A 24,523-nucleotide genomic window follows, 5' to 3' on the forward strand; every position below is an offset into this window, starting at 1 on the left:
GCTCCATGAACGGGACGGGTACCGCCGCCGAGGACCGCGTCTTCGCCGCGCTCGCCAACGCCACGCGCAGGGAAGTGCTGCGGCTGCTGCGCGAGAGCGGACCGCAGCCCGTGCAGACCCTGGCCGACCACTTCGACATGCGCCGCCCGAGCCTCTCGGAACACCTCAGGGTGCTCCGGGAGGCCGGCCTCGTCTCCGAGCAGCGCTCCGGCCGGCAGCGCATCTACCGCCTCGAGGCGGCCCCGCTCGCCGAGGTGCAGGACTGGCTCCATCCGTACGAGCGGTTCTGGCGGGACCGGTTGAAGGGCCTCGGCGATCTGCTCGACCGCATGCCGGACGATGACCGCCCATGAGCACCGCACCGCCCGACGACGCCGACGACCTCACCACGATCCGCGTCGACCAGTTCTTCCCCCACCCGCCCGCCAAGGTCTGGCGGGCCCTGACCGAGCCCGGGCTGCTGGCCAGGTGGCAGATGCCCGGCGCCGAGGACTTCCGCCTCGAGGTCGGCCACCGGTACCGGATGACCTCGGTCCCGCGTCCCAACTCCCGCTTCTCCGGCGTCGTAGAAGTGCAGGTTCTCGCCTACGACACCGAGCGGATGCTGTCCCTCCGGTGGGCGGATGCCGATCCCGCCAATCCTGCGGACTGGACCATCACCTGGACCCTGGAACAGGAAGGGCGCGGTACGCGTCTCTTCCTAGTGCACGAAGGTTTCGATCCGGACGACCCGGCGCAGTTGATGGCGCGGAAGATCATGGACGGGGGCTGGAGGGGGCATGTACTGCCGTCTCTGGGGCAGACGCTGGACCGGCTTCGGTAAAGCGGACGTCAAACCTGTAATCGCGGGAACACCCCCCGTGCACGTGCATCTGCTCATGCAACTGCACATGAACGGGGTTATGATCCGGGTCAGTTGACTACAGCATCTATGGCCTCACCAGCCAGTGCACCACCGGGGAGCAACCTGTGGACCGCGACGTTGACGGCGTGTACGGGGGGTACGACGTGTACAACGGCATGGCTGCCACGCAGCTGGACGGAGTGGCCTGGCAGAAGAGCAGGCACAGCAACTCGCAGGGCTCGTGCGTGGAGTTCGCGCGGCTGCCCGGCGGCGAGGTGGCCGTACGCAACTCGCGCTTCCCGGACGGCCCCGCGCTCGTCTACACGCGCGCGGAGATCGAGGCGATGCTCCTCGGCGTCAAGGACGGCGAGTTCGACCATCTGGTGGCCGGCTGAAACGACTCACCGGCCCGGACGCGACCGACCGGTCGCGGTGGGCCGGTGGCGGCCGGGTGACGTCCGGGTGTACGCGCGTAGAACCGCGGCGTCCGTCGGTGCCGTACCGGGTCAGTCGGTGGGCCGGAGCCGGAACAGCGCCCAGACGACCTTGCCGTTGAGGGTGCCCGCGAGCGGGTGCCAGCCCCAGCTGTCGGCGAAGGAGTCGACCAGGAACAGGCCGCGGCCCGACTCGGCCGAGAAGTCGTCCGAGTCGCGTGGGGCGGGGGTCTCGTGGCTGGGGTCGCGCACCGCGCACACCAGTCGCTCGGTCCAGCGCATCAGGTGCAGCCGTACCGGCTGGTCCTCGGCGCACCCCACGTCGGCCGCGTCGGAAGGTGCGGCCCGCAGGGCCTCGTTGCAAGGGTGGTGGTGGGGAAGAGGCAGGCCGTGCCGCAGGGCGTTGGTGACGAGTTCGGAGACGACGAGACATATGTCGTCGAAGCGATCGCCCGCGTCCCACTTGTCCAGCGTGCAGCGGGTGAAGCGCCGGGCCTCGCGCACCGCTTCGTAGCGGGTGGGCAGGGCGCAGGAGGCGGCATCGGACACGGCCGCGGGATCCAGCGGCGGGAGGCCCTGCCGTAACGGCTTGAGCATGGTCGATCCATTCGTTCCCATGCGAGGCACTCCCGGGAATTCGCGGTCGTTGCGATGCAGCGGTGGCGCGGCACCATGCTTTCGGATGCGCACGGCAGATGCAAGGGCAGATGCACGTGCACGCGACCGAATTGAACCCGCCCGCCCCGCTTCTTGGCCATTTTTTCCGCCAACTTGAAGCGGTTGCTGTCACAGGTCCCTATCTCTTCCTGTTCAAAACGGCCGACCTCTTTCCGTTTCCGTAACCGGACGAGTACTGCTCGAAGTGTTTTAGTGGCAGACTTCGGCCCCTGAAGACGGTTGGGGAGGCTGGCGAACGTGAGCGCGGGAGAGCCCGGATCGGTGGTGCGGCGCATGCTGCTCGGCTCGCAACTCAGGCGACTGCGTGAAGCACGGGGGATCACGCGCGAGGCGGCGGGGTACTCGATCCGCGCCTCCGAGTCGAAGATCAGCCGGATGGAGCTGGGCCGGGTGAGCTTCAAGACCAGGGACGTGGAGGACCTGCTGACGCTGTACGGCATCACGGACGAGGCGGAGCGCGAGTCGCTGCTCTCCCTCGCCCGGGAGGCCAACGTCGCGGGCTGGTGGCACAGTTACACCGACGTGCTGCCCAGCTGGTTCCCCACCTATGTGGGCCTGGAGGGTGCCGCCTCCCTGATCCGGGTGTACGAGGTGCAGTTCGTGCACGGCCTGCTGCAGACCGAGGAGTACGCCCGCGCGGTGGTGCGGCGCGGCATGCGGGGCGCGAGCGCGGCCGACGTGGAGCGACGGGTCGCCCTGCGCCTGGAGCGGCAGAAGCACCTGCTCGCGCAGAACGCGCCCGAGTTCCACATCGTCCTCGACGAGGCCGCCCTGCGCCGCCCCTACGGCGACCGCGACGTGATGCGCGGCCAGCTCCAGCATCTGATCGACATCTCCCAGCGCCCCAACGTACGGCTGCAGGTCATGCCGTTCGGCTTCGGCGGGCACTCCGGCGAGAGCGGCGCCTTCACCATCCTCAGCTTCCCCGAGTCGGACCTGTCCGACGTCGTGTACCTGGAGCAGCTGACCAGCGCGCTCTACCTGGACAAGCGCGAGGACGTCACCCAGTACGAGCAGGCACTCAAGGAGCTCCAGCAGGACAGCCCCGGCCCGGACGAGAGCCGGGACCTGCTGCGCGGTCTGTTGCAGCTGTCCTGACCTCACGACTTGCAGCTGTCCTGACCTCACAACTCACGGGAAACACAAGTACGATGACGGGCGATCAGACCGTGTAGTCGACCGGGTGTCTGTCTGGCTGTCACCGAGCAGCGGGGGATCGAGGGAACACATGTCGTCCTGCTTCACCGACCTGGCCCAGCAGTACATCGACGGCGAGTGGCGCCAGGGCACCGGTTCCTGGGACATCATCGACTTCAACCCGTACGACGGCGAGAAGCTGGCCTCGATCACCATAGCCACCGTCGACGAGGTCGACGACGCCTACAGAGCGGCCGCCCGGGCCCAGCACGACTGGGCCCAGACCAACCCGTACACCCGCCGTGCGTTCTTCGAGAAGGTCCTGCGCCTGGTCGAGGAGCGCGAGCGCGAGATCACGGAGATGATCATCGCGGAGCTGGGCGGCACGCATGTGAAGGCCCGGTTCGAGATCCGCCTCGCCAAGGAGTTCCTGCGCGAGGCGGCCCAGCTGGCGCTGCGCTGCGACGGCCGCCTGCTGCCCTCGCCGGTCGACGGCAAGGAGAACCGTCTCTACCGCCTCCCGGTGGGCGTGGTCGGTGTCATCAGCCCCTTCAACTTCCCCTTCCTGCTGTCGGTCAAGCCGGTCGCCTCGGCCCTCGCTCTGGGCAACGCCGTCGTCCTCAAGCCCCACCAGGACACCCCGATCACCGGCGGCACACTGATCGCCAAGCTCTTCGAGGACGCGGGCCTGGCGCCGGGCCTGCTCAACGTCGTGCTGACCGACATAGCCGAGATAGGCGACGCGTTCATCGAGCACCCGGTCCCGAAGGTCATCTCCTTCACCGGTTCCGACAAGGTCGGCCGGCACATAGCGACCGTGTGCGCGGGGCAGCTCAAGCGCTCGGTGCTGGAACTGGGCGGCAACAGCGCGCTGGTGGTGCTGGACGACGCCGACATCGACTACGCGGTCGACGCGGCCGTCTTCAGCCGTTACGTCGACCAGGGGCAGGTCTGCATGGCCGCCAACCGGGTCCTGGTGGACCGGTCGGTGAGCGAGGAGTTCACCGAGAAGTTCGTCGCCAAGGTCAGGACGCTGAAGACGGGCGACCCGAGCGACCCGCAGACGGTGATCGGACCGGTCATCAACTCCCTCCAGGCGAACGCCCTCACGGCCGCCATCGACCAGGCGGTCGCCGAGGGAGCCACCGTTCTCGTCAGGGGCGGGGCGAACGACAATCTGGTGGAGCCCTCCGTCCTCACCGACGTGCCGTCCGGCTCCTCCCTCCTGCACAAGGAGATCTTCGGACCGGTCGCCCTGCTCGTGCCGTTCGACGGCGAGGAGGACGCGGTCCGCATCGTCAACGACACCCCCTACGGCCTCAGCGGCGCCGTGCACACCGCGGACGTCGAGCGCGGAGTGGCCTTCGCCAAGCGGATCGACACGGGCATGTTCCACGTGAACGACGGGACCATCCACGACGAGCCGCTGGTCCCGTTCGGCGGCGAGAAGAACTCCGGGATCGGCCGGCTGAACGGCGAGACCACCCTGGACGCCTTCACCACGCTGAAGTGGATCTCGGTGCAGCACCGGCGCAGCGAATTCCCGTTCTGAGCCGTCCGGCCACGGTCCGGCCTTGCGGACAGAAGCTGACCGCAAGGGTCCGTAGTGTCATCGGTGTCAGGGGGAAAGGCCCCGAGGGCTTCGATGAAAGGCGGCCGGTCATGGTGATGCACGTGGGAGCAGAGGCGCAGGGCGACGAGCGCGGGGCGCTGCTCTCGTTCGTGGAGGAACAGCGCGGAGGGATCCGCAGGGCGCTGCTGGGGCTGACCGAGGAGCAGGCCCGCTTGCGCCCGAGCGCCAGCGAGCTGTCCCTGGGCGGCCTGCTCAAGCACGTCGCCGAGGTCGAGCAGGGCTGGATCGCCCGGGCCAAGCAGGAGCCGCCGGCGGTCCACCGCGACGAGTCGAACTGGCACGAGTGCTTTCAGCTGACCGGCGAGGAGACGGTGGCCTCGCAGCTCGCCCACTGGGAGCAGATCGCCGACGAGACGGAGAAGTTCATCCGCTCGGCGCCCAGCCTGGACGACACCTTCCCGCTGCCGAACGACCCCTGGTTCCCGCCGGACAGCCGCGTCTCCCTGCGCTGGCTGTGCCTGCACCTGATCCGCGAGACGGCCCGGCACGCCGGCCACGCCGACATCATCCGGGAGTCCCTGGACGGGAAGACGGCGTTCGAGCTGGTGGCCCTGGAGCAGGCCGGCTAGCCGTGCGGCAATAACCTGGACCGCATGTCAGCGATCCGTCTTCTCGTGCTGGGCGCGGTCCGCCAGCACGGGCGGGCCCACGGCTACCAGGTGCGCAACGACCTGGAGTACTGGGGCGCGCACGAGTGGTCCAACGCCAAGCCCGGCTCCATCTACCACGCCCTGAAGCAGATGGAGAAGCAAGGGCTGCTGCACGCGCACGAGATCGCGCCTTCCACCGCCGGGGGCCCGCCGCGCACCGAGTACGAGATCACGGACCGGGGCGAGGAGGAGTTCTTCCGGCTGCTGCGCGAGTCCCTGGTCTCCTACGACCAGAAGATGGACATCCAGTCGGCGGCCATCGGCTTCCTGGTCGAGCTGGAACGGGCCGAGGCGCTGGACCTGCTCAGGGACCGAATCCGGCGGATCGGGGAGTGGCGGGCCACCGTCACCGGGCACTACATCCCCGAGGACGGCCCCGACCAGCTCGGCCACATCGGCGAGATCATGAACCTCTGGGTCCACACGGCCGACTCCGACGCGGCGTGGACCCGGGGGCTGATCGCCCGCCTGGAGGCGGGCGCCTACACGTTCGCCGGCGAGGGCGAACGCTTCGTGGGCGTGCTCACCGAGGGCGAGGAGAACCCTTACGCGACGGGGGAGCGGCACCCGGGGGACGAGCGCTGACGCAGCGGAAGGCCCACTAATCAAGTTTGACCAATGAGGCCGCTCGCGCTACTTTCGTGAAGTAGTCAAGTTTGACTAGCGAGGGAGTGGTACGTGGCCGACACGGCGATCACCGTTGAGGACGCACGCAAGACCTACGGCACCGAACACGCCCTGGACGGGCTCGACCTGCACGTCACATGGGGCACCGTGCACGCGGTGCTCGGGCCCAACGGAGCGGGCAAGACCACCCTGGTCCGGACCCTGTCCACCCTGCTCAGGCCGGACGGCGGCCGTATCGAGGTCGCCGGGCACGACGTGCTCACCGAGGCCCGCGCGGTCCGCCGGCGCATCGGCCTGCTGGGCCAGTACGCGGCGCTGGACGAGCAGCTGGACGGCCGGCAGAACCTGGAGATGTTCGCCCGCCTGCACCACCTCGGCGCCCGCCACGCGCGCGTGCGCGCCGCCGAGCTCCTGGACCGCTTCGACCTCACCGGCACCGGCCGCACCCCGGTCGCCCGCTACAGCGGCGGCATGCGCCGCCGCCTCGATCTCGCCGCCTCCCTGATCACCGACCCCGAGGTGCTCTTCCTGGACGAGCCGACGACCGGACTCGACCCGCGCGGCCGCGCCGAGGTCTGGGCCGCCGTCCGCTCGCTGGTCGGCGGCGGTACGACGGTCCTGCTCACCACCCAGTACCTGGAGGAGGCCGACCAGCTCGCCCACCGCATCGCGTTCGTGGACCACGGCCGGGTCGTCACCGACGGCACCCCCGACGAGCTGAAGACGCTCACCGGCGGCGACCGCATCGACGTCGTCCTGCGCGACGCGGGCCAACTCGGCGCGGCCGTCGCCCTGCTGCCCGTCACCGGCGTCTCGGTGGACACCGACCGCCGGCTGCTCAGCGCCCCGGTCGCCGACCGCATGAGCGCGCTCTCCGGGGTCGTACGCGCCCTGGAGGCGGCCGGCATCGAGGCGGCGGACGTCGCCCTGCGCCGGCCCACGCTGGACGAGGTGTTCCTGCACCTCACCGGCGACGAGAACCGAGTGAAGGAGGCCGCGTGACCCCCTACGTCCTGACCGACTCCTGGACCATGACCCGGCGCGAACTCGCCCACTGGGCACGGCAGCCCGGCCAGGTGCTGGTCGGCCTGGTCTTCCCGGTGATGCTGCTGCTGATGTTCGGCTACCTGATCGGCGGCGGCCGGGGCGTCACCGGCGACTACGTCGACTACCTGGTGCCCGGCATGTTCGCGCTCACCATGGCCTTCGGCCTGGAGGGCACGATGCTCAACGTCACCCAGGACCTCACCAGGGGCGTCATCGACCGCTTCCGCTCCCTGCCCATGACCAACGGAGCCGTCCTGGTGGGCCGTTCGGCGGCCGACATGCTCCAGTCGGCGGTCGGGCTCGCGCTGATGACGGGCGTGGCGTACGCGCTGGGCTGGCGGGCGCACGGCGGCCCGGGTGCCTTCCTGGGCGCCGTGGGCCTGCTGCTCCTGCTCCGCTTCGCGATGCTCTGGGTCGGCATCCACCTCGCCCTGATCGCCGGCCGGCCCGAGATGGTCCAGGCCGTGCAGATCCTCATCTGGCCGGTCGGCTTCCTCTCCAACGTCCTCGCCACACCGGACGCCATGCCCGACTGGCTGGGTACGGCCGTCCAGTGGAACCCCCTGTCCCAGACGGCGACGGCCGTACGGGACCTGCTCGGCAGCCAGGGCGGCGAGCCGGGGCACCTGTGGGCGGCCGTGGCCTGGCCGCTGGGCCTCCTCGCGGTGTTCTTCCCGCTGGCCGTAGGGAGGTTCGCGCGGCTGGGCCGCTAGGGGGCGGAAACGGCTGGGCCGCTAGTGATGGAAACCGGTGGCCGCGTCCTTGTCCCGGGTCAGCGGATGCGGCTGCCGGCGCAGGTCCGGCAGCAGGCGGGTCAGGTCGTCGAGGAACAGGTCGGCGAGGTCGTGCGAGAAGCCGTTGCGGCAGACCACCCGCAGCACGGACAGGTCCTCGCGGTGCGGCGGGAAGGTGTACGCGGGCACCAGCCAGCCGCCCTCGCGCAGCCGCCGGGAGACGTCGAAGACGTCGTACGCCGTCACGTCCGGGGCGGTGGTGAAGGCGAAGACCGGCAGCTGGTCGCCCCGGGTCAGCAGCCGGAAGTCGCCGAGCGCCTCGATCCGCCCGGCGAGCGAGACCGCCACGTCCCGCGTCGACTGCTGCACCGCGCGGTAACCATCGCGGCCCAGCCGCAGGAACGAGTAGTACTGCGCGACCACCTGGGCGCCGGGGCGGGAGAAGTTGAGCGCGAAGGTCGGCATGTCACCGCCCAGGTAGTTGACCCGGAAGACCAGTTCCTCGGGCAGCGCCTCCTTGTCCCGCCACAGCGCCCAGCCGACGCCCGGGTAGACCAGGCCGTACTTGTGTCCGGAGGTGTTGATCGAGACCACGCGCGGCAGCCGGAAGTCCCACACCAGGTCCTCGTCCAGGAAGGGCGCCACCATCGCCCCGGACGCGCCGTCCACGTGCACCGGGATGTCGAGACCGGTGCGCTCCTGGAGGGCGTCCAGGGCCGCGCACAGGTCCGCGACGGGCTCGTAGGACCCGTCGAAGGTCGAGCCGAGGATGCCGACGACCCCGATGGTGTTCTCGTCGCACAGCTCGGCCGCCGCCTGCGGATCCAGGTGGTACCGGTCGCCCTCCATGGGCACCAGCCGGGCCTCCACCTCCCAGAAGTTGCAGAACTTGTCCCAGCAGACCTGGACGTTGACGCCCATGACCAGATTGGGCCGCGCCCCCGGGTACCGGTCGGCGTTGCGCTTGGCCCAGCGCCGCTTCAGTGCCATCCCGGCGAGCATGCACGCCTCGCTCGACCCGGTCGTCGAACAGCCCACGACGGCCGCCGGGTCCGGCGCGTTCCACAGGTCGGCGAGCATCGCCACACAGCGCCGCTCCAGCTCGGCCGTGCGCGGGTACTCGTCCTTGTCGATCATGTTCTTGTCGCGGCACTCCGCCATCAGCACCCCGGCCTGCGGCTCCATCCAGGTGGTGACGAAAGTCGCCAGGTTCAGCCGGGAGTTGCCGTCCAGCATCAGCTCGTCATGCACCAGCTGGTACGCCGTCGACGGGGGCAGCGGCGTGTCCGGGAGCCGGTGGGTGGGCGGGGCCTCGGTCATGCCGCCGACCGGATTGGCCTCCCCGAAGAACGGGTTGACCGACATCGGCCGCTCTTCGTGCTTCTCGGGACCTTTGTGCAGGGCCATACAGACATGCCTCCAGACGAGGGGAAAGAGTCAGCGGATCGGGGTGCCGTCCTTGTGCAGCTGCATCTGCGGGCGCCCCGTCACCAGCAGCCAGGCCGGCAGCGAGGCGATGCACAGCAGCGCGAGGATGGCGGGCGAGGCGACCAGGACGGCGGCGGTGAACAGGCTCACCCAGCCCTGCCGGGTGATGGCCAGAAGCATGCCCAGCACGCCCGTGGCCACGCCCAGCGCGGGATGCACGGCCGGAACGAGCGCATGGGAGCACAGGCCCAGAGCGGTACCGACGAACACGGCCGGGAAGATACGGCCGCCCCGGAAGCCGCAGGACGCGGCGACCAGCAGCGCGGCCAGCTTCACCACCGTCATCGTGGCGAACTGCCCCGCCGACCAGCCCTCCGGGTCGCGCGCCAGCTCCCCGATCTCCGACAGCCCCTTGAAGAGCGTCAGGTGGCCCCCCAGGGCCGCCAGGGCCCCCAGGACGACACCGCCGGCCGGAAGCATCAGCATCGGGTGCCGCAGCCGCCCGAAGGCCGTGTGCACGTACGGGAAGGCGTAGACCGCGCACATGCCGAGCAGTGCGGCCGCCGACGCGATCACCAGGGCCGCCAGCAGGTCCCGCCCATGCGGGTGGCCGATGGGCGGCAGATGCAGGTCGAAGGTCGGATGGGCCACCAGGGCGGTCGTCATGGACCCGCACGCGGCGGCGGTCAGCGGCGCGAACAGGTTGTCCCACAGCAGCCCCCGGATCGGCCGACCGGCCAGCGCCTCGGAGATGACCAGCGCCGCCGCCACCGGTGTGCCGAACAGCGCCCCGATCGTCGCCGACTCGGCCAGCACCGGCCACAGGCTGCCGGGCATGCGAGGCAGAAAGCGCCCGCCGAGCCAGGCCGCCAGGGCGATGTTCACGGCGATGATCGGATTCTCCGGGCCGAGGCTCGGCCCGCCCGCCAGCATCAGCCCGGTGGCCAGCACCAGACCCGGCAGCACGAGCGGCGGCATGACGGGCGCGTTCAGCCCCATGGTGGCCGGGTCGGGCCCGGCATGCCCGGGTGCCTTCCACACCACAAGACCTACCGCGACCCCCGTCGCGATCAGCATCACGAACATCCACAGCACGGAGTAGCGGCCGATGCCCAGCGCGTCCGGCAGCGGCCCCCACAGCACCTGCTGGAGCCGCTCCGCAGCCGCGCTCACCCCGACGAAGACGAGGCTCGAGACCACCCCCACGACGGCGGCGGGCAGGATGAACGGCAGCAGGGCCCGTGCCGGCGTCGCCGGACGGGTCGTAGGGGCCTGTTGCGTGCTGTCCTGGGCCACGGGCTCACCATAAGCGGACAAAAGATGTTGAACATCCCGAATCGCATCTGGCTTGCACCTCACGTGGCGTGAGGCCTCAGCGTGGAGGGCGTACCGACGACAAGGAGCGGAAAAGTGAGCTACTCCGTGGGACAGGTCGCGGGGTTCGCCGGCGTCACGGTGCGCACCCTGCACCACTACGACGAGATCGGCCTGCTCGCCCCCGGCGAGCGCACCCACGCCGGCCACCGGCGCTACGGCGAGGCCGACCTCGACCGGCTCCAGCAGATCCTGTTCTACCGGGAGCTCGGCTTCCCGCTCGACGAGGTCGCGGCTCTGCTCGACGACCCGGACGTGGACCCGCGCGCGCACCTGCGCCGCCAGCACGAACTGCTGACCGCCCGGATCGAGAAGCTGCAGAAGATGGCCGCGGCCGTGGAGCACGCCATGGAGGCACGCAAGATGGGCATCAACCTCACGCCCGAGGAGCGGTTCGAGGTCTTCGGGGAGCAGCAGGACCCCGAGAAGTACGCCGAGGAGGCCGAGCAGCGCTGGGGGAACACCCCCGAATGGGCCGAGTCCCAGCGCCGCGCCGCCCGCTACACCAAGGAGGACTGGCTGCGCATCAAGGCCGAGGTCGACGACTGGAGCGAGCGGTACGCCGCCCTCGTGGCCGCCGGTGAGGCTCCGTCCGGCGCGCCGGCCATGGAGATGGCCGAGGAGCACCGGCAGCACATCTCCCGGTGGTTCTACGAGTGCCCGTACAAGATGCACCGCTGCCTCGGCGGGATGTACGTCTCCGACGAGCGCTTCAAGGCGTACTACGACTCCATGGGGCCGGGGCTCGCCGAGCACCTGCGCGATGCGATCACCGCGAACGCGGACCGGCACACCGCGTGAGCTCCTGGCCCGGGAGCCCTACTCCCGGGCCAGGACCACGGCGGTCCCGTACGCGCACACCTCCGTGCCCACGTCCGCGGCCTCCGTCACATCGAAGCGGAACGCCAGCACTCCGTTGGCCCCACGCGCGCGTGCCTGCTCCACCAGCCGTTCCATGGCCTGGTTGCGGGTCTGTACGAGCGTCTTGGTGAGCCCCTTCAGCTCGCCGCCGATCATCGACTTGAGCCCGGCGCCGATCTGGCTGCCGAGGTGCCGGGAACGCACGGTGAGCCCGAACACCTCACCGAGCACCTCCTGCACCCGGTGTCCGGGCACGTCGTTCGTCGTCACGACCAGCACGTCCGGCTGGGGCCCCTGGCCGCCGCCGTAGTCATCGAGTCCCATGGCTCACAGCTTTGCCCCAGTTGCCCCACAGTGCATCCTGGAGTCACCGGTGGAACCTGGGGCGGTCACATCGCGTTGATAGCTTTGTGCGGCCGCACAAGGACGCCCCAGCCGCCCTCATCCCCTCAGGAGCCCGGACCCGTGATGACACTCGCCCTCGGCCCGAGCTGGCTGGATCCCAACTATCTGCTCGACAACTACAGCATCTGGGGCCTGCTGCTCATCGTCTTCGCCGAGTCCGGTCTGCTCATCGGCTTCTTCCTGCCGGGCGACTCGCTGCTGTTCACCTGCGGTCTGCTGATCACGTCCCACCAGCTGGACTTCCCGCTGTGGGGTGCGATCGGCCTGATCTGTCTCGCCGCGATCCTCGGCGACCAGGCGGGCTACATGTTCGGCAAGAAGGTCGGACCGTCCCTGTTCAACCGCCCGGACTCACGCCTGTTCAAGCGGGAGAACGTCACCAAGGCGCACGAGTTCTTCGAGAAGTACGGCCCGAAGTCCCTGGTCCTGGCCCGTTTCGTGCCCATCGTGCGCACGTTCACACCGATCATCGCCGGTGTCAGCGGCATGAAGTACCGCTCGTTTTTGACCTTCAACGTCGTCGGCGGTGTCCTGTGGGGCGCGGGCGTCACCCTGCTCGGCTCCTGGTTGGGCAACATCGACTTCGTCAAGAAGAACATCGAGGCGATCCTCATCCTGATCGTCCTCGTGTCCGTGATCCCGGTCGCGATCGAGTTCCTCCGCGCGCGCGGCAAGAACAAGAAGGCTGCGCAGGCCGAGCCGGAGATCTCGCGTCCGGCACCGGTCCTGGACGACGCCACGACCCGCCTGCGCCGCATCGAGCCGGAGCAGCCGTACGAGCAGCCGTACGAGCAGCCGTACGAGCAGCCGTACGAGCAGCCGTACCAGCAGCAACAGCCGCAGCAGCAGGAGCAGCAGTACTGGAACCAGGGCGGTTACGACAACCAGTACCACGACCAGCAGCACTACCCGCAGCAGCAGTACCCCCAGCAGTACGACCAGAACCAGTACCCGTACGACTACCGCAACCAGTGAGGGCGCTCAGAAGCCCCTGGTCCTCTTCGCAGCCCGGCGCTTGCCGGCGGAGCCGACCCGCAGGGTCAGCCTGGAGATCTCGGATCCCAGGTTGACCCCGATGGCGATCGCCATGGCCAGGGAGGCGGCCTTGGCCAGCGACACCAGCCCCTTGTCCACGTCGTTCTGAGCCATGGCCAACAGCCCGAAGTAGGTGGCCGAACCGGGCAGCAACGGCCCGATCGCAGCTGTCGTGTAGGGCAACGCGGACGCGAACCGGTACCGCGACAACAGCTGCCCGAACAGCCCCACCAGCCCCGCCGCCGCGGCCGTGGAGGCGACCGGCGAGATACCGCCCGCGTAGTGCATCGCGCCGTATACCGACCACGCGACACCCCCGTTGAGCGTCACGGCCAGCACGGTGGATCGTTCCTGCTGAAGCAGCACGGCGAACGTCAGCGACAACAGCATGGACGCGGCGATCTGTATCAGCGGCCGCTCGGAGATGCCCAGCGTCGTGTCCGGGTTCAGCTTGCCGCCGACCTTGACACCGAAGTACAGGACGACCAGCACGCCGGCGACGATGCCGACGAAGAAGTACATGACCTCCAGCAGGCGTGCGGCCGCGGTGATGTAGAAGCCCGTCAGACCGTCCTGCACGCCCGCCACCAGCGCCCGCCCGGGCAGCAGCGCGAACAGCCCGCCGGTGATGACCGCGGACGCCTTCACGTCGACATGGGCCAGCGCGAACGCGACGCCGATCGCCGCGGGCGGCATCGCGGCCACCGTGAACTGGTAGAACTCCGGCAGCCCGCGCCCCGCGCACAGCCAGGCCAGCCGGTCGCCGAGCATCGCACCCACCGCGGCCGCGACGAACACGATCAGGTCACCGCCGACCAGCACGGAGGCCGCCCCCGCGAGCAGCCCGCTCGCCAGGGTCAGGGCCCAGCCGGGGTAGGGGTGCCGGTTACGGCGGATCTCCGCCAGGCGCCGGTAGGCCTCCTCCAGGGAGACATGGGTCTCGGGGTCGGTCAGGTCGTCCACCAGCCGGAACACCGCCGCGAGCCGCGTGTAGTCCGTTCCCCGCCGCCGTACCGTCCGCGACGCCGTCACCGGGTCCTCCACCAGGGACGGCTGGTGGGAGATCGACAGCAGCGTGAACGTGACGTTCGGCTCGCAGCGGTCCAGGCCGTAGGACCGGCACACCGCGAACATCGCGGCCTCCACGTCCTCCGCGCCCTCGCCGCCGGCCAGCAGCAGCTCGCCGATACGCAGGGTCAGGTCGAGCACGCGCGGGACCGCCGGGCCCTCCTCCTCGGCCCGCTGCACGGGCTCCGGCGCCGGCCGCTCGGCCACCGGCATGCGCAGCATCGTGCGCATCCGGTCCTGCCAGGGCGCGTCCTTGATCAGGCTGACCGCCGGCATGCCGGTCGCCGGGGTGAACGCGGCCGGGGCGTCCTTGGCGCTGTAGGTTCTCGGCAGGCTGAACGCCGACCCCTCCGGCTCGGCACCCGGCACCTGCGGCGTCTCCAGGCCCTTCGGCACGGCGAACTCGGACGTGGTCTCCGGCTCACCGCCGCCCCTGGGGACCGCGAGGCCCTCAGGAATGGCGAACTCGGACGTGATCTCCGGGTCGTACCGCGCCTCGTCCGACCGGGGCTTGCGGTCCTCCGCCTCCGTCACCTCGCACCGCTCCCTGAACGACACCTTCCGTAAGCCTCAGTATGCGCATGCAAGGTGCACGCGATGCGCACGCCTACGCAAACGGGCCGCACGCGTGCGCGTGCGGCCCGTGGAACCCGAGGGGTCAGTGACCGCCCTGCTCCTTGAAGCGCTTGTACGAGCGCTCGATCTCGATCTCGGCGTCCGTGCGGCCCACCCAGTTGGCACCCTCGACCGACTTGCCGGGCTCCAGGTCCTTGTACACCTCGAAGAAGTGCTGGATCTCCAGACGGTCGAACTCCGACACGTGGTGGATGTCGCGCAGGTGCTCCACGCGCGGGTCGGTGGCCGGAACGCACAGCAGCTTGTCGTCGCCGCCCGCCTCGTCCGTCATCCGGAACATGCCGATCGCGCGGCACTTGATCAGGCAGCCCGGGAACGTCGGCTCGTCCAGGATGACCAGCGCGTCCAGCGGGTCGCCGTCCTCGCCGAGGGTGTTCTCGACAAAGCCGTAGTCGGTCGGGTAGGCGGTCGAGGTGAAGAGGCGACGGTCCAGGCGGATCCGACCGGTCTCGTGGTCCACCTCGTACTTGTTCCGCGAACCCTTCGGGATCTCGATCGTGACGTCGAACTCCACCGGTGGCTCCTCCATGATCAGCACATAGTTCTGGTGGTTAAGTGTCCCTCACGCAGGTGTGTGATCGCGAAAGGGGCTGGTGGTAGTGCCAGAGCTGAGGCCTTGGCGAGCCGCGAGACCGCAGGTGGAGCGGATCGCGAACGCCGTACGACCGCGTCTGGCACGCGCCGCGACGGCCACGAAACCGCGGGTCGCGCGGCTGAAGCGGGTGGTTCGCCCCGGTCTTGTCCGGATTGCGCACCTCCCCCGTCCGCGGACCGGCGGGACCTGGCAGTACACCGCGGGCGCCGTCACCGCCGGGCTGGCGCTGGCCGCCGGTGTGGTGACCGTCACCGGTCCCTGGGACGCCAACGGTCAGCGTACGGCCGAGCGGGACCGGGCGGTCGCTCTGGAGCGGTCAGGTGGCGCAGATCACGGCGCCCCGGGAACGTCCGCCTCGGCGCCCCGGCCCGCACCGAGCGCCGCACCCGTCCTGACGGGCCTGGGCGCCACCACGAGCACCGTCAGCACCAAGAAGGCGCCGCCCGCCGCAAAGGCCCTCGCAGACGTCATCGGGCCGCTCCTGGACGCCTCCGCGCTCGGCGGCAGCCACACGGCCGCCGTCGTCGACGTCACCACCGGCAAGCGGCTCTACGGCACCGACGCCGGCAAGGCCCTCGCCCCCGCCTCCACCACCAAGATCGCCACCGCCGTCGCCGCGCTGTCCGCGCTCGGCCCCGACCACCGCTTCACCACCCGCGCCGCCCTCGAACCCGACACCGGCGAACTGGTCCTGGTCGGCGGCGGCGACCCCACCCTCACCGCCCGCAAGAGCACGGAAGGCTGGGCGAGCCTGCGCACCCTGGCCGCCGGCACCGCCGCCGCGCTCAAGAAGCGCCACATCCACAAGATCACGCTCTCCTACGACACCACGCTCTACTCCGGCCCCGCACTGCACCCCATCGGCGTCAACGGCAACCTCGCCCCCGTCAGCGCCCTCATTGCCGACGAGGGCCGCACCGACGGCTCCATCAGCGGCCCGGCCACCCGGGTGTCCGACCCGGCGGCGGACGCGGCCGGCAAGTTCGCCGGCTTCCTGAGGGACGCCGGCATCGAAACCACGCCCCCCGGCCCCTCCAAGGCCACCAGCCGCGCCACGACCCTCGCCACCGTCTCCTCACCGCCGCTGTCCGCCCTGGTCGAGCGCATGCTGACCAACAGCGACAACGACATCGCCGAGGCCCTGGCCCGCCAGACCGCCCTCGCCGGCGGCGAGCCGGCCGATTTCGGCGGCGGCGCCAAGGCCGTCGCCATGCAGCTCGGGAAACTCGGCCTGCCGATGTCCGGTGCCTCCTTCCACGACGGCAGCGGCCTCAGCCGCGACGACCGGCTCACCGCGGACCTCCTCACCGCTTTGCTGGTCAAGGCCGGCGACCCGGCCCGCCCCGGCCTGCGCCCGGTCCTCACCGGTCTCCCCGTCGCAGGCTTCACCGGCACCCTGACCAGCCGCTACACCGACGGCGCGGCAGGAGTCGTACGAGCGAAGACCGGCACGCTCACGGGCGTGAACACCCTGGCCGGCACGGTCGTGGACCAGGACGGCCACCTGCTGGCCTTCGCGTTCCTCGCCTCCGGCACGACGGACCCCCTGGAGGCCCAGACGGCCCTGGACCGGACGGCCACGGCCCTGGCGGGCTGCGGCTGCCGGTAGGGAACGCCGCTCCCGCCCCGGAAGGCCGTTCCGTGGCCCCGCCCGACCGTCACGGTCTGCCTCCAGCGGGAGCGCTCACGTACGGTTGACACATGACGAGCTTCGGTGGCACCGCATCTTCCGGGATGGTCGACTGGAACCTCGCGGTGGCAACCGCGACACGGCTCGTACGGCCGGGTCCCGACGTCAGCCGCGACGAGGCCAGGGCCGTCGTCGCGGAGCTGCGCCGGCACGCGAAGGCCTCGGAGCAACACGTCCGGGGCTTCACTCGTATGGGCACCGAGGAGACCCACGACACCCCCGTGCTCGTCGTCGACCGCCCCGGCTGGGTCCGGGCGAACGTCGCCGGTTTCCGGGAGATCCTCAAGCCCCTCCTGGACAAGATGGAGGAACGGCGCGGCAGCAGCCCCTCGGGCGCTGTCCTCGGCGCCGTCGGCGGCAAGGTCACCGGCGTCGAACTCGGCATGCTGCTGTCCTTCCTCTCCTCCCGCGTCCTCGGCCAGTACGAGACCTTCGCCCCCGCCACCCGCGACCTCCCGGCCGGCGGCCCTGCCGGGTCGCCCAACGGCGGCGGCCGCCTCCTCCTCGTCGCGCCCAACATCGTCCACGTGGAGCGCGAACTCGACGTCGAACCGCACGACTTCAGGCTCTGGGTGTGCCTGCACGAGGAGACCCACCGCACGCAGTTCACCGCCGTGCCCTGGCTCCGTGACCACCTCGAGGGTGAAATCCAGTCGTTCTTGGCGGAGACCGACGTCGACCCCATGACCGTGCTGGAACGCGTCCGCGAAGCCGCCCAGTCCCTCGCCGGCGGCCGCCCCGAGGGCGAGGAGGACGACGGCGGACGCTCTTTCGTGGAACTCGTGCAGACTCCTGTCCAGCGCGAGATCCTCGGCCGCCTCACCGCCGTCATGTCCCTGCTGGAGGGCCACGCCGACTTCGTCATGGACGGAGTCGGCCCGGATGTCGTGCCGAGCGTCGCCGAGATCCGCGAGAAGTTCCAGCAGCGTCGCGCCAAGGGCGCCTCCCGGCTCGACCTCGCCCTGCGCAAACTGCTCGGCCTGGACGCCAAACTCAGGCAGTACCGGGACGGCGAACGCTTCGTACGGGCGGTCGTCGAGGAGGTCGGCATGGACGGCTTCAACCGCGTGTGGACCTCGCCCAACACCCTGCCCACCAAGGCGGAGATCGCCAAACCGGCGGACTGGGTCGCACGGGTGCACCGCAAGCCCGAGTCGTGAAGCCCGTGGGGAAGTCGTGAAACGAATCCGGCCGACGGCAGGCGAACGCCCCTCCAATCACCCGTCCGAGGGACCGTGAGCCATGGGTAGGCGTGCAATGCTCGGGGAACGGCCCGCTTCTGTCACCATCTACACACTCTGAGTGACCGACGTCGGGCTCACCCCCCGAAAACTTCATGAAGGGAACCGGACATGGGTCCCCATCCTGCGGTCGCGGCGATACGCCTGGCGGTCCGCCGCGTCCTCCACGACATCCTCACCGACCACAGCCGTAACTCCGAAGCAGTGGCGACAGCGGCAGCGAGAGCAGCCACGGCAGCCGGCGATGCAGCCCGCGAAGCCCGTCGGCACGAGCGCCCGCCGTCCCCCCTCGTGCTCGTCGCGTGCTCCGGCGGCGCCGACTCCATGGCGCTCGCCTCCGCCCTCGCCTTCGAGGCCCCCAAACTCGGCATCCGCGCCGGCGGCATCACCGTGGACCACGGCCTCCAGCCCGGCTCCGACCTGCGGGCCGAGGAGGTCGTCCTCAGGCTGCGCGAACTCGGCCTGGGCCCCGCCGAGTCCATCGCCGTGACCGTAGGCCGCGACGGCGGCCCCGAGGCCGCCGCCCGCGACGCCCGCTACGCCGCCCTCGACGCCGCGGCCGAACGCCACGGCGCCACCGCGGTCCTGCTCGGCCACACCCGCGACGACCAGGCCGAAACCGTCCTGCTCGGCCTCGCCCGCGGCTCCGGCATCCGCTCCCTGTCCGGCATGGCCGCGGTCTCGGGGGCCGGCGGCCGTTACCGGCGCCCCTTCCTGCACCTCGACCGGCAGACCGCCCGCAAGGCCTGCATGGTCCAGTCCCTGCCCGTCTGGGACGACCCGCACAACGCCGACCCTGCCTACACCCGCTCCCGGCTGAGGCACGAGGGCCTGCCCGCCCTCGAAAAGGCCCTCGGCAAAGGCGTCGTGGAAGCCCTCGCCCGCACCGCCCAGCTCTCCCGCGACGACGCCGACGCCCTCGACACCTGGGCCAGCCAGGCCGAGGTCTCCGTACGCGACGCAGCGGGCCTCCTGGAGTGCGCCAAGCTCTACGCCCTCCCGCCCGCCGTACGCCGCCGCGTCCTGCGCCGCGCCGCCATCGAGGCCGGCGCACCCGCCGGATCCCTCTTCGCCCGCCACATCGAGGAAGTCGACCGGCTGATCACCGGCTGGCGCGGCCAGGGAGCCATCAATCTCCCCGGCAAAGTCGTCGCACAGCGACAGGGTGGCAGACTGGTGATTCGGCAAGGCTGAATCCCGACCCCCGGAGCGACCCTCCGACGGCGGCCGGGGAGCCGGTCGCCGTAAGTGCGGCCGTAAGTGCGGGACGACCGAAAGTGATGCGGGTGGACGCGAAAGACATGGGTGCCGACCTCCAGCAGGTGCTCATCACCAAGGAAGAGATCGACGCGAAGCTGGCCGAGCTGGCCGCGAAGATCGACGCGGAGTACGAGGGCAAGGACCTGCTCATCGTCGGCGTCCTCAAGGGCGCCGTGATGGTCATGGCGGACCTCGCGCGGGCGCTGTCCACCCCCCTCACCATGGACTGGATGGCCGTGTCCTCCTACGGCGCGGGCACCCAGTCCTCCGGTGTCGTCCGTATCCTCAAGGACCTCGACACCGACATCAAGGGCAGGCACGTCCTGATCGTCGAGGACATCATCGACTCGGGCCTGACCCTGTCCTGGCTGATCAACAACCTCGGCTCCCGCGAGCCCGCCTCCCTGAAGGTGTGCACGCTGCTGCGCAAGCCGGACGCCGCCAAGGTCGCCATCGACGTGGAGTGGGTCGGCTTCGACATCCCGAACGAGTTCGTGGTCGGCTACGGCCTCGACTACGCCGAGAAGTACCGCAACCTGCCGTTCGTCGGTACGCTCGCGCCTCACGTCTACGGCGGCTGAGCCAACCGGGTCAGCTCTTGTAAGACGATCGGGAACCCCAGCGGGTTTCGCGCCGTTGGAGCAAGCAGAGACGGGATCGCCTGCCGTCCGTGCCACTCCGTGCGGCTTCGGACAACAATGCTGGGGTACCGTCAGAAGAACTGTCTTATCAAACTCACTATGGCAGGAGGGACGGGGCGGCACCGCTCCGTATGGATGGACGTGAAGCGATACTTCCGTGGGCCGGTCATGTGGATCGTGCTGGCCGTCCTTGCCGTGGTCGTGTTGATGCAGGTCGTCGGCTCGTCCGGCGGCTACAAGACGGTGGACACCGGCCAGGTCGTGGCAGCGATCAACGCGAACAGAGTCGAGTCGGCCAAGCTCACCACCGGTGACGAGCAGACCATCAAGGTCACCCTCAAGGACGGCCAGAAGGTCGAGGGCAGCTCGAAGATCCAGGCGAGCTACATCGGCGACCAGGGCGTGACCATCGCCGCCACGCTGCAGACCAAGTACCAGGACAAGCAGATTCCGGACGGCTACACGGTCTCGCCGTCCAAGCAGAACCCGTTCGTCGGTGTCCTGCTCTCCCTGCTGCCCTTCGTCCTGATCGTGGTCGTCTTCCTGTTCCTGATGAATCAGATGCAGGGCGGCGGCTCCCGGGTCATGAACTTCGGCAAGTCCAAGGCCAAGCTCATCACCAAGGACACCCCGAAGACGACCTTCTCCGACGTCGCCGGCTGCGACGAGGCCGTCGAGGAACTCCACGAGATCAAGGAGTTCCTCCAGGAGCCGGCCAAGTTCCAGGCCGTCGGCGCCAAGATCCCCAAGGGCGTGCTGCTGTACGGCCGTCCCGGTACGGGCAAGACGCTCCTCGCGCGTGCCGTCGCCGGCGAGGCCGGAGTGCCCTTCTACTCGATCTCCGGTTCCGACTTCGTCGAGATGTTCGTCGGTGTCGGTGCCTCCCGAGTCCGTGACCTGTTCGAGCAGGCCAAGGCGAACGCCCCGGCGATCGTCTTCGTCGATGAGATCGACGCGGTCGGCCGCCACCGCGGCGCCGGCCTCGGCGGCGGTCACGACGAGCGCGAGCAGACGCTGAACCAGCTGCTCGTCGAGATGGACGGCTTCGACGTCAAGGGCGGCGTGATCCTCATCGCCGCCACGAACCGGCCCGACATCCTCGACCCGGCTCTGCTCCGCCCGGGCCGCTTCGACCGGCAGATCGCGGTCGACCCGCCGGACCTCCAGGGCCGCCTGGAGATCCTCAAGGTCCACCAGAAGGGCAAGCCGGTCGCGCCCGACGTCGACCTGGCCGCCGTCGCCCGCCGCACCCCCGGCATGACCGGCGCCGACCTCGCCAACGTGTTGAACGAGGCCGCGCTGCTCACCGCCCGTGGCGACCAGAAGCTGATCGACAACAAGGCGCTGGACGAGGCGATCGACCGCGTGGTCGCGGGCCCGCAGAAGCGGACCCGGATCATGTCGGACAAGGAGAAGAAGATCACCGCGTACCACGAGGGCGGCCACGCCCTGGTCGCGGCGGCTTCGCCGAACTCCGACCCGGTCCACAAGATCACGATCCTGTCCCGCGGCCGCGCCCTCGGCTACACGATGGTGCTCCCGGACGAGGACAAGTACTCGACCACCCGCAACGAGATGCTCGACCAGCTCGGCTACATGCTGGGCGGCCGGGCGGCCGAGGAACTGGTCTTCCACGACCCGACCACCGGCGCTGCCAACGACATCGAGAAGGCCACCAACCTGGCCCGCGCGATGGTCACGCAGTACGGCATGACCGAGCGGCTCGGCGCGATCAAGTTCGGCGGCGACAACAGCGAGCCCTTCCTCGGACGTGAGATGGCTCACCAGCGCGACTACTCGGAAGAGGTCGCCGCGCTGGTCGACGAAGAGGTCAAGAAGCTCATCGAGAACGCGCACAACGAGGCCTGGGAAATCCTGGTCGAGAACCGCGACGTCCTCGACCAGCTCGTCCTCCACCTGCTGGAGAAGGAGACCCTCGGCAAGGAGGAGATCGCCGAGATCTTCGCCCCGATCCACAAGCGCCCGCCGCGGCCCGCCTGGACCGGCTCCTCCCGTCGTACGCCCTCCACCCGCCCGCCGGTGCTCTCCCCGAAGGAGCTGGCACTGACCAACGGTGCGAACGGCGCGACGGCGGCGATCAGCACGGTGAAGTCCACGGCGGCCGAGCCCGCCCCGGCGACGGAGTCCCCGGAGGACCGCACCGACGGCTGACGCCTTTCGGCCAACCGGACCGGAATGAATGCCGCGCCCCCCAGGTTTTAGCCTGGGGGGCGCGGCATTTTCGCATGTCCGCAGAGAGAGCGCGTGGGCCGCACGCGTGACAGGCACAGGAACGAGGAACCAGATGACCGACCCCGTGACCCTGGACGGTGAGGGCACCATCGGCGAGTTCGACGAGAAGCGCGCCGAGAACGCCGTACGGGAACTGCTGATCGCGGTCGGCGAGGACCCGGACCGCGAGGGCCTCAGGGAGACGCCGGGCCGGGTGGCGCGGGCGTACAGGGAGATCTTCGCGGGCCTGTGGCAGAAGCCCGAGGACGTCCTGACGACGACGTTCGACCTGGGGCACGACGAGATGGTGCTGGTGAAGGACATCGAGGTGTACAGCACCTGCGAACACCATCTGGTGCCGTTCCGGGGCGTTGCCCATGTCGGCTACATCCCGTCCGTGACCGGGAAGATCACGGGCCTGTCCAAGCTGGCCCGGCTCGTGGACGTCTACGCCCGGCGCCCGCAGGTGCAGGAACGCCTCACCACGCAGATAGCGGACTCGCTGATGGAGATCCTGGAGCCGCGGGGCGTGATCGTGGTCGTGGAGTGCGAGCACATGTGCATGTCGATGCGGGGCATCCGCAAGCCGGGCGCGAAGACCATCACCTCGGCGGTACGCGGTCAGCTGCGGGACGCGGCGACGCGCAACGAGGCGATGAGCCTCATCATGGCGCGCTGAACAGCCTCGTCGGAGCCGGCGGTCAGGCCACCGGCTCCGCGCCCGGGTGGTTCTGGTCCTCGTCCTCCGGGAGTTTGCAGACCCGTTCCAGGAACAGGGCCGCCGCTATCACGGCGATGCCGGCCACGACCGAGAAGCCGGCGTAGATGGCCTGGTCGCGGCGGGCGGGGATGTCGAGGAGTTCCAGGAGGAAGACGCCCGTGCCGCCGTACATACCGGCGACGAGGGCGGCCACCAGGGCACTGGCCTGGCCGAAGACGACCGCTCGGGCGGCCATCAGGGGGTCGACCCCCTTCGCGCCGGGGCGGCGCTCGCGCTGGGCCTTGAAGCGGGCGCGCAGCGAGAGCGCTGTGGCGAGCAGGACCACCGCGATCAGGGCGAGAACGATGGGGGCGGCCAGGGGGACGCTGGGGAGTGTCCCGACCGAGTTCCAGAGGCGGGCGCCCGCCCAGGAGAGGACTCCGGCCACGACGAACACGCCGGCCAGCACCCTGATGCGCAGCTGTTTCACGGTGTCCCTTCAGCTCCCCCGGACCGATCCCGGACGGTGGTCGTCTTGACCTTAACGACTACTCGGGCAGTCGGAGTTCCAGGTCCCCCCGGGGTTCGACGCCGTCGCGCGTGATGGCCGACAGCAGTTCGACCACCGTGCCCAGGCCGGGCAGCTGTGCCTGGGGGTCGACGTCGTGCCAGGGGGCGAGCACGAAGGCGCGTTCGTGGGCGCGCGGGTGGGGGAGGGTCAGCTTCGGGTCGTCGGAGGTGACGTCCGCGTACGCGACGATGTCGACGTCCAGGGTGCGCGGACCCCAGCGCTCGTCGCGGACCCGGTTGAAGGCCTCCTCGACGGCGTGTGCCCGCTCCAGGAGGGAGGACGGGGGCAGGGTGGTCTTCAGGACCACGACCGCGTTGAAGTAGGACGGCTGGCTGCCCGGCTCGACGCCCCACGGCTCGGTCTCGTAGACCGGGGAGACCGCCTTCACGCGGACGCCGGGGGTGTCCTCCAGGGCGTCGACGGCTCCCTGGAGGGTCTCCAGGCGGTTGCCGAGGTTGGAGCCGATGGAGATCACGGCCCGTTTCGGGTTGCTCAGCGTTGTGTCGGCGGCGTCGACCTGCTCGACGACGGAGGCGGGGACCGGCTGGACGGTCGGGTCGCTGTGACCCTGGGCGAAAGGTCGGGTCATACTCGGCTCCGGGTGATGGTGACGGTCACGTCGTCGAAGGGGACCGTGATCGGTGCGTCCGGTTTGTGGACGCAGACCTCGACCTCCTGGACTCCATCGTGCTTCAGGCAGGCCTGGGCGATCCGCTCGGCGAGCGTCTCGATGAGGTTCACCGGCTCGCCTTCGACCACGGCCACGACCTCTTCGGCCACGATGCCGTAGTGCACGGTCTTCGCCAGGTCGTCGTCGACGGCGGCCGGCCGGGTGTCCAGGCCAAGGACGAGGTCCACGATGAAGGTCTGGCCCTCCTCGCGCTCCTTGGGGAACACGCCGTGGTGCCCGCGGGCCTTCAGGCCGCGCAGCGCGACACGATCCACGCGAATCACTCCTGCAATCGTCGGGAACGACCGGTCGGTGTCGCGTGCGGGCGGCAC

Annotated in this window: 26 protein-coding genes; 17 read left to right on the forward strand and 9 right to left on the reverse strand. The window is 70.0% G+C overall.

Translation table 11 applies throughout. The annotated features are described in order from the left end of the window. Positions 1 to 5 precede the first annotated feature (5 nt). The 3 genes from AQI88_RS32935 to AQI88_RS32945 all read left to right on the forward strand — a co-directional run bounded on the left by AQI88_RS32935 (position 6) and on the right by AQI88_RS32945 (position 1,239). Entirely contained in the window at positions 6 to 353 is a 348-nt protein-coding gene (locus AQI88_RS32935; protein WP_067006199.1) for an ArsR/SmtB family transcription factor, read from the forward strand. Continuing rightward, positions 350 to 823, forward strand: a complete 474-nt coding sequence (locus AQI88_RS32940; protein WP_067006201.1) for an SRPBCC family protein — start codon at positions 350 to 352, stop codon at positions 821 to 823. Before AQI88_RS32935 ends, AQI88_RS32940 begins: the two co-directional genes overlap by 4 nt. 146 nt (positions 824 to 969) lie before the next feature. Beyond that, a complete protein-coding gene (locus tag AQI88_RS32945) occupies positions 970 to 1,239 on the forward strand; it encodes a DUF397 domain-containing protein (protein ID WP_067006203.1) in 270 nt (89 codons plus the stop codon). A 111-nt stretch (positions 1,240 to 1,350) separates the two neighbouring features. Here the strand turns inward: AQI88_RS32945 and AQI88_RS32950 are convergent, their stop codons facing one another. Beyond that, positions 1,351 to 1,896 carry an ATP-binding protein gene (locus AQI88_RS32950; RefSeq protein ID WP_244184433.1) on the reverse strand — a complete coding sequence of 182 codons (546 nt, stop codon included), beginning with the start codon at positions 1,894 to 1,896 and terminating at the stop codon, positions 1,351 to 1,353. A 333-nt stretch (positions 1,897 to 2,229) separates the two neighbouring features. On the opposite strand from AQI88_RS32950, the gene AQI88_RS32955 reads away from it, so the two are divergent. The 6 genes from AQI88_RS32955 to AQI88_RS32980 all read left to right on the forward strand — a co-directional run bounded on the left by AQI88_RS32955 (position 2,230) and on the right by AQI88_RS32980 (position 7,763). Next, complete coding sequence (locus tag AQI88_RS32955) at positions 2,230 to 3,054, forward strand: helix-turn-helix domain-containing protein (protein WP_067006208.1); 825 nt, start codon at positions 2,230 to 2,232, stop codon at positions 3,052 to 3,054. Positions 3,055 to 3,184: 130 nt separating this feature from the next. Next, on the forward strand, positions 3,185 to 4,645 hold the full coding sequence (locus AQI88_RS32960; protein WP_067006210.1) for an aldehyde dehydrogenase family protein: 1,461 nt from the start codon (positions 3,185 to 3,187) through the stop codon (positions 4,643 to 4,645). Between the two features lie 110 nt (positions 4,646 to 4,755). Further along, positions 4,756 to 5,295 (forward strand): DinB family protein, encoded by a 540-nt coding sequence (locus AQI88_RS32965; protein ID WP_067006212.1) that lies wholly within the window; start codon positions 4,756 to 4,758, stop codon positions 5,293 to 5,295. Positions 5,296 to 5,319: 24 nt separating this feature from the next. Next, positions 5,320 to 5,961 carry a PadR family transcriptional regulator gene (locus AQI88_RS32970; protein ID WP_067006213.1) on the forward strand — a complete coding sequence of 214 codons (642 nt, stop codon included), beginning with the start codon at positions 5,320 to 5,322 and terminating at the stop codon, positions 5,959 to 5,961. A 93-nt stretch (positions 5,962 to 6,054) separates the two neighbouring features. Then, a complete protein-coding gene (locus tag AQI88_RS32975; RefSeq protein ID WP_067006214.1) occupies positions 6,055 to 7,005 on the forward strand; it encodes an ATP-binding cassette domain-containing protein in 951 nt (316 codons plus the stop codon). Beyond that, positions 7,002 to 7,763: an ABC transporter permease gene (locus tag AQI88_RS32980; protein ID WP_244184434.1), complete on the forward strand. Its 762-nt coding sequence runs from the start codon at positions 7,002 to 7,004 to the stop codon at positions 7,761 to 7,763. Before AQI88_RS32975 ends, AQI88_RS32980 begins: the two co-directional genes overlap by 4 nt. Positions 7,764 to 7,784: 21 nt before the next feature. Here AQI88_RS32980 and gad read toward each other — a convergent pair whose 3' ends face one another. Continuing rightward, positions 7,785 to 9,191 carry a glutamate decarboxylase gene (gad, locus tag AQI88_RS32985; RefSeq protein ID WP_067006216.1) on the reverse strand — a complete coding sequence of 469 codons (1,407 nt, stop codon included), beginning with the start codon at positions 9,189 to 9,191 and terminating at the stop codon, positions 7,785 to 7,787. A 30-nt stretch (positions 9,192 to 9,221) separates the two neighbouring features. Continuing rightward, positions 9,222 to 10,508: an ion channel protein gene (locus AQI88_RS32990; protein ID WP_067006225.1), complete on the reverse strand. Its 1,287-nt coding sequence runs from the start codon at positions 10,506 to 10,508 to the stop codon at positions 9,222 to 9,224. 114 nt (positions 10,509 to 10,622) lie between these two features. On the opposite strand from AQI88_RS32990, the gene AQI88_RS32995 reads away from it, so the two are divergent. Beyond that, positions 10,623 to 11,387 carry a MerR family transcriptional regulator gene (locus AQI88_RS32995; RefSeq protein ID WP_067006228.1) on the forward strand — a complete coding sequence of 255 codons (765 nt, stop codon included), beginning with the start codon at positions 10,623 to 10,625 and terminating at the stop codon, positions 11,385 to 11,387. A gap of 18 nt (positions 11,388 to 11,405) precedes the next feature. Here the strand turns inward: AQI88_RS32995 and AQI88_RS33000 are convergent, their stop codons facing one another. Further along, positions 11,406 to 11,771, reverse strand: coding sequence for a YbjQ family protein (locus AQI88_RS33000; RefSeq protein ID WP_067006230.1), 366 nt, complete (start codon positions 11,769 to 11,771; stop codon positions 11,406 to 11,408). A gap of 141 nt (positions 11,772 to 11,912) precedes the next feature. Between AQI88_RS33000 and AQI88_RS33005 the strand changes: the two genes are divergently transcribed. Next, on the forward strand, positions 11,913 to 12,827 hold the full coding sequence (locus AQI88_RS33005) for a DedA family protein (protein ID WP_067006233.1): 915 nt from the start codon (positions 11,913 to 11,915) through the stop codon (positions 12,825 to 12,827). A gap of 6 nt (positions 12,828 to 12,833) precedes the next feature. Here AQI88_RS33005 and AQI88_RS33010 read toward each other — a convergent pair whose 3' ends face one another. Both AQI88_RS33010 and AQI88_RS33015 read right to left on the reverse strand, forming a co-directional pair. Beyond that, complete coding sequence (locus AQI88_RS33010) at positions 12,834 to 14,489, reverse strand: threonine/serine exporter family protein (protein ID WP_067006235.1); 1,656 nt, start codon at positions 14,487 to 14,489, stop codon at positions 12,834 to 12,836. 124 nt (positions 14,490 to 14,613) lie between these two features. Continuing rightward, positions 14,614 to 15,105, reverse strand: a complete 492-nt coding sequence (locus AQI88_RS33015; protein WP_010044289.1) for an inorganic diphosphatase — start codon at positions 15,103 to 15,105, stop codon at positions 14,614 to 14,616. Positions 15,106 to 15,229: 124 nt separating this feature from the next. On the opposite strand from AQI88_RS33015, the gene dacB reads away from it, so the two are divergent. The 6 genes from dacB (at position 15,230) to folE (ending at position 22,929) form a co-directional block, all read left to right on the forward strand. Beyond that, positions 15,230 to 16,795: a D-alanyl-D-alanine carboxypeptidase/D-alanyl-D-alanine endopeptidase gene (gene dacB / locus AQI88_RS33020; RefSeq protein ID WP_067006238.1), complete on the forward strand. Its 1,566-nt coding sequence runs from the start codon at positions 15,230 to 15,232 to the stop codon at positions 16,793 to 16,795. Between the two features lie 92 nt (positions 16,796 to 16,887). Then, positions 16,888 to 18,036, forward strand: coding sequence for a zinc-dependent metalloprotease (locus AQI88_RS33025; protein WP_067006241.1), 1,149 nt, complete (start codon positions 16,888 to 16,890; stop codon positions 18,034 to 18,036). Between the two features lie 192 nt (positions 18,037 to 18,228). After that, positions 18,229 to 19,311 (forward strand): tRNA lysidine(34) synthetase TilS, encoded by a 1,083-nt coding sequence (gene tilS / locus AQI88_RS33030; protein ID WP_067006243.1) that lies wholly within the window; start codon positions 18,229 to 18,231, stop codon positions 19,309 to 19,311. Between the two features lie 86 nt (positions 19,312 to 19,397). Then, positions 19,398 to 19,958, forward strand: coding sequence for a hypoxanthine phosphoribosyltransferase (hpt, locus tag AQI88_RS33035; RefSeq protein WP_067006246.1), 561 nt, complete (start codon positions 19,398 to 19,400; stop codon positions 19,956 to 19,958). A gap of 195 nt (positions 19,959 to 20,153) precedes the next feature. Continuing rightward, positions 20,154 to 22,190, forward strand: a complete 2,037-nt coding sequence (gene ftsH / locus AQI88_RS33040) for an ATP-dependent zinc metalloprotease FtsH (RefSeq protein ID WP_067006249.1) — start codon at positions 20,154 to 20,156, stop codon at positions 22,188 to 22,190. 133 nt (positions 22,191 to 22,323) lie between these two features. Then, positions 22,324 to 22,929, forward strand: coding sequence for a GTP cyclohydrolase I FolE (gene folE / locus AQI88_RS33045; protein ID WP_067006252.1), 606 nt, complete (start codon positions 22,324 to 22,326; stop codon positions 22,927 to 22,929). Positions 22,930 to 22,951: 22 nt separating this feature from the next. Here the strand turns inward: folE and AQI88_RS33050 are convergent, their stop codons facing one another. Genes AQI88_RS33050 through folB form a run of 3 tightly spaced genes read right to left on the reverse strand, consistent with a single transcriptional unit; the run spans position 22,952 to position 24,466 of the window. Then, the gene (locus tag AQI88_RS33050) at positions 22,952 to 23,440 is read right to left on the reverse strand and encodes a DUF3180 domain-containing protein (RefSeq protein ID WP_067006255.1); all 489 of its coding nucleotides are present in this window, start codon (positions 23,438 to 23,440) and stop codon (positions 22,952 to 22,954) included. 58 nt (positions 23,441 to 23,498) lie between these two features. Continuing rightward, positions 23,499 to 24,110, reverse strand: a complete 612-nt coding sequence (gene folK / locus AQI88_RS33055; RefSeq protein WP_067006257.1) for a 2-amino-4-hydroxy-6-hydroxymethyldihydropteridine diphosphokinase — start codon at positions 24,108 to 24,110, stop codon at positions 23,499 to 23,501. Further along, on the reverse strand, positions 24,107 to 24,466 hold the full coding sequence (gene folB / locus AQI88_RS33060) for a dihydroneopterin aldolase (protein WP_067006260.1): 360 nt from the start codon (positions 24,464 to 24,466) through the stop codon (positions 24,107 to 24,109). Before folB ends, folK begins: the two co-directional genes overlap by 4 nt. Positions 24,467 to 24,523: the final 57 nt, after the last annotated feature.

Origin of the sequence: Streptomyces cellostaticus (assembly GCF_001513965.1) — a bacterium.
Classification (GTDB): Bacteria; Actinomycetota; Actinomycetes; order Streptomycetales; family Streptomycetaceae; genus Streptomyces; species Streptomyces cellostaticus.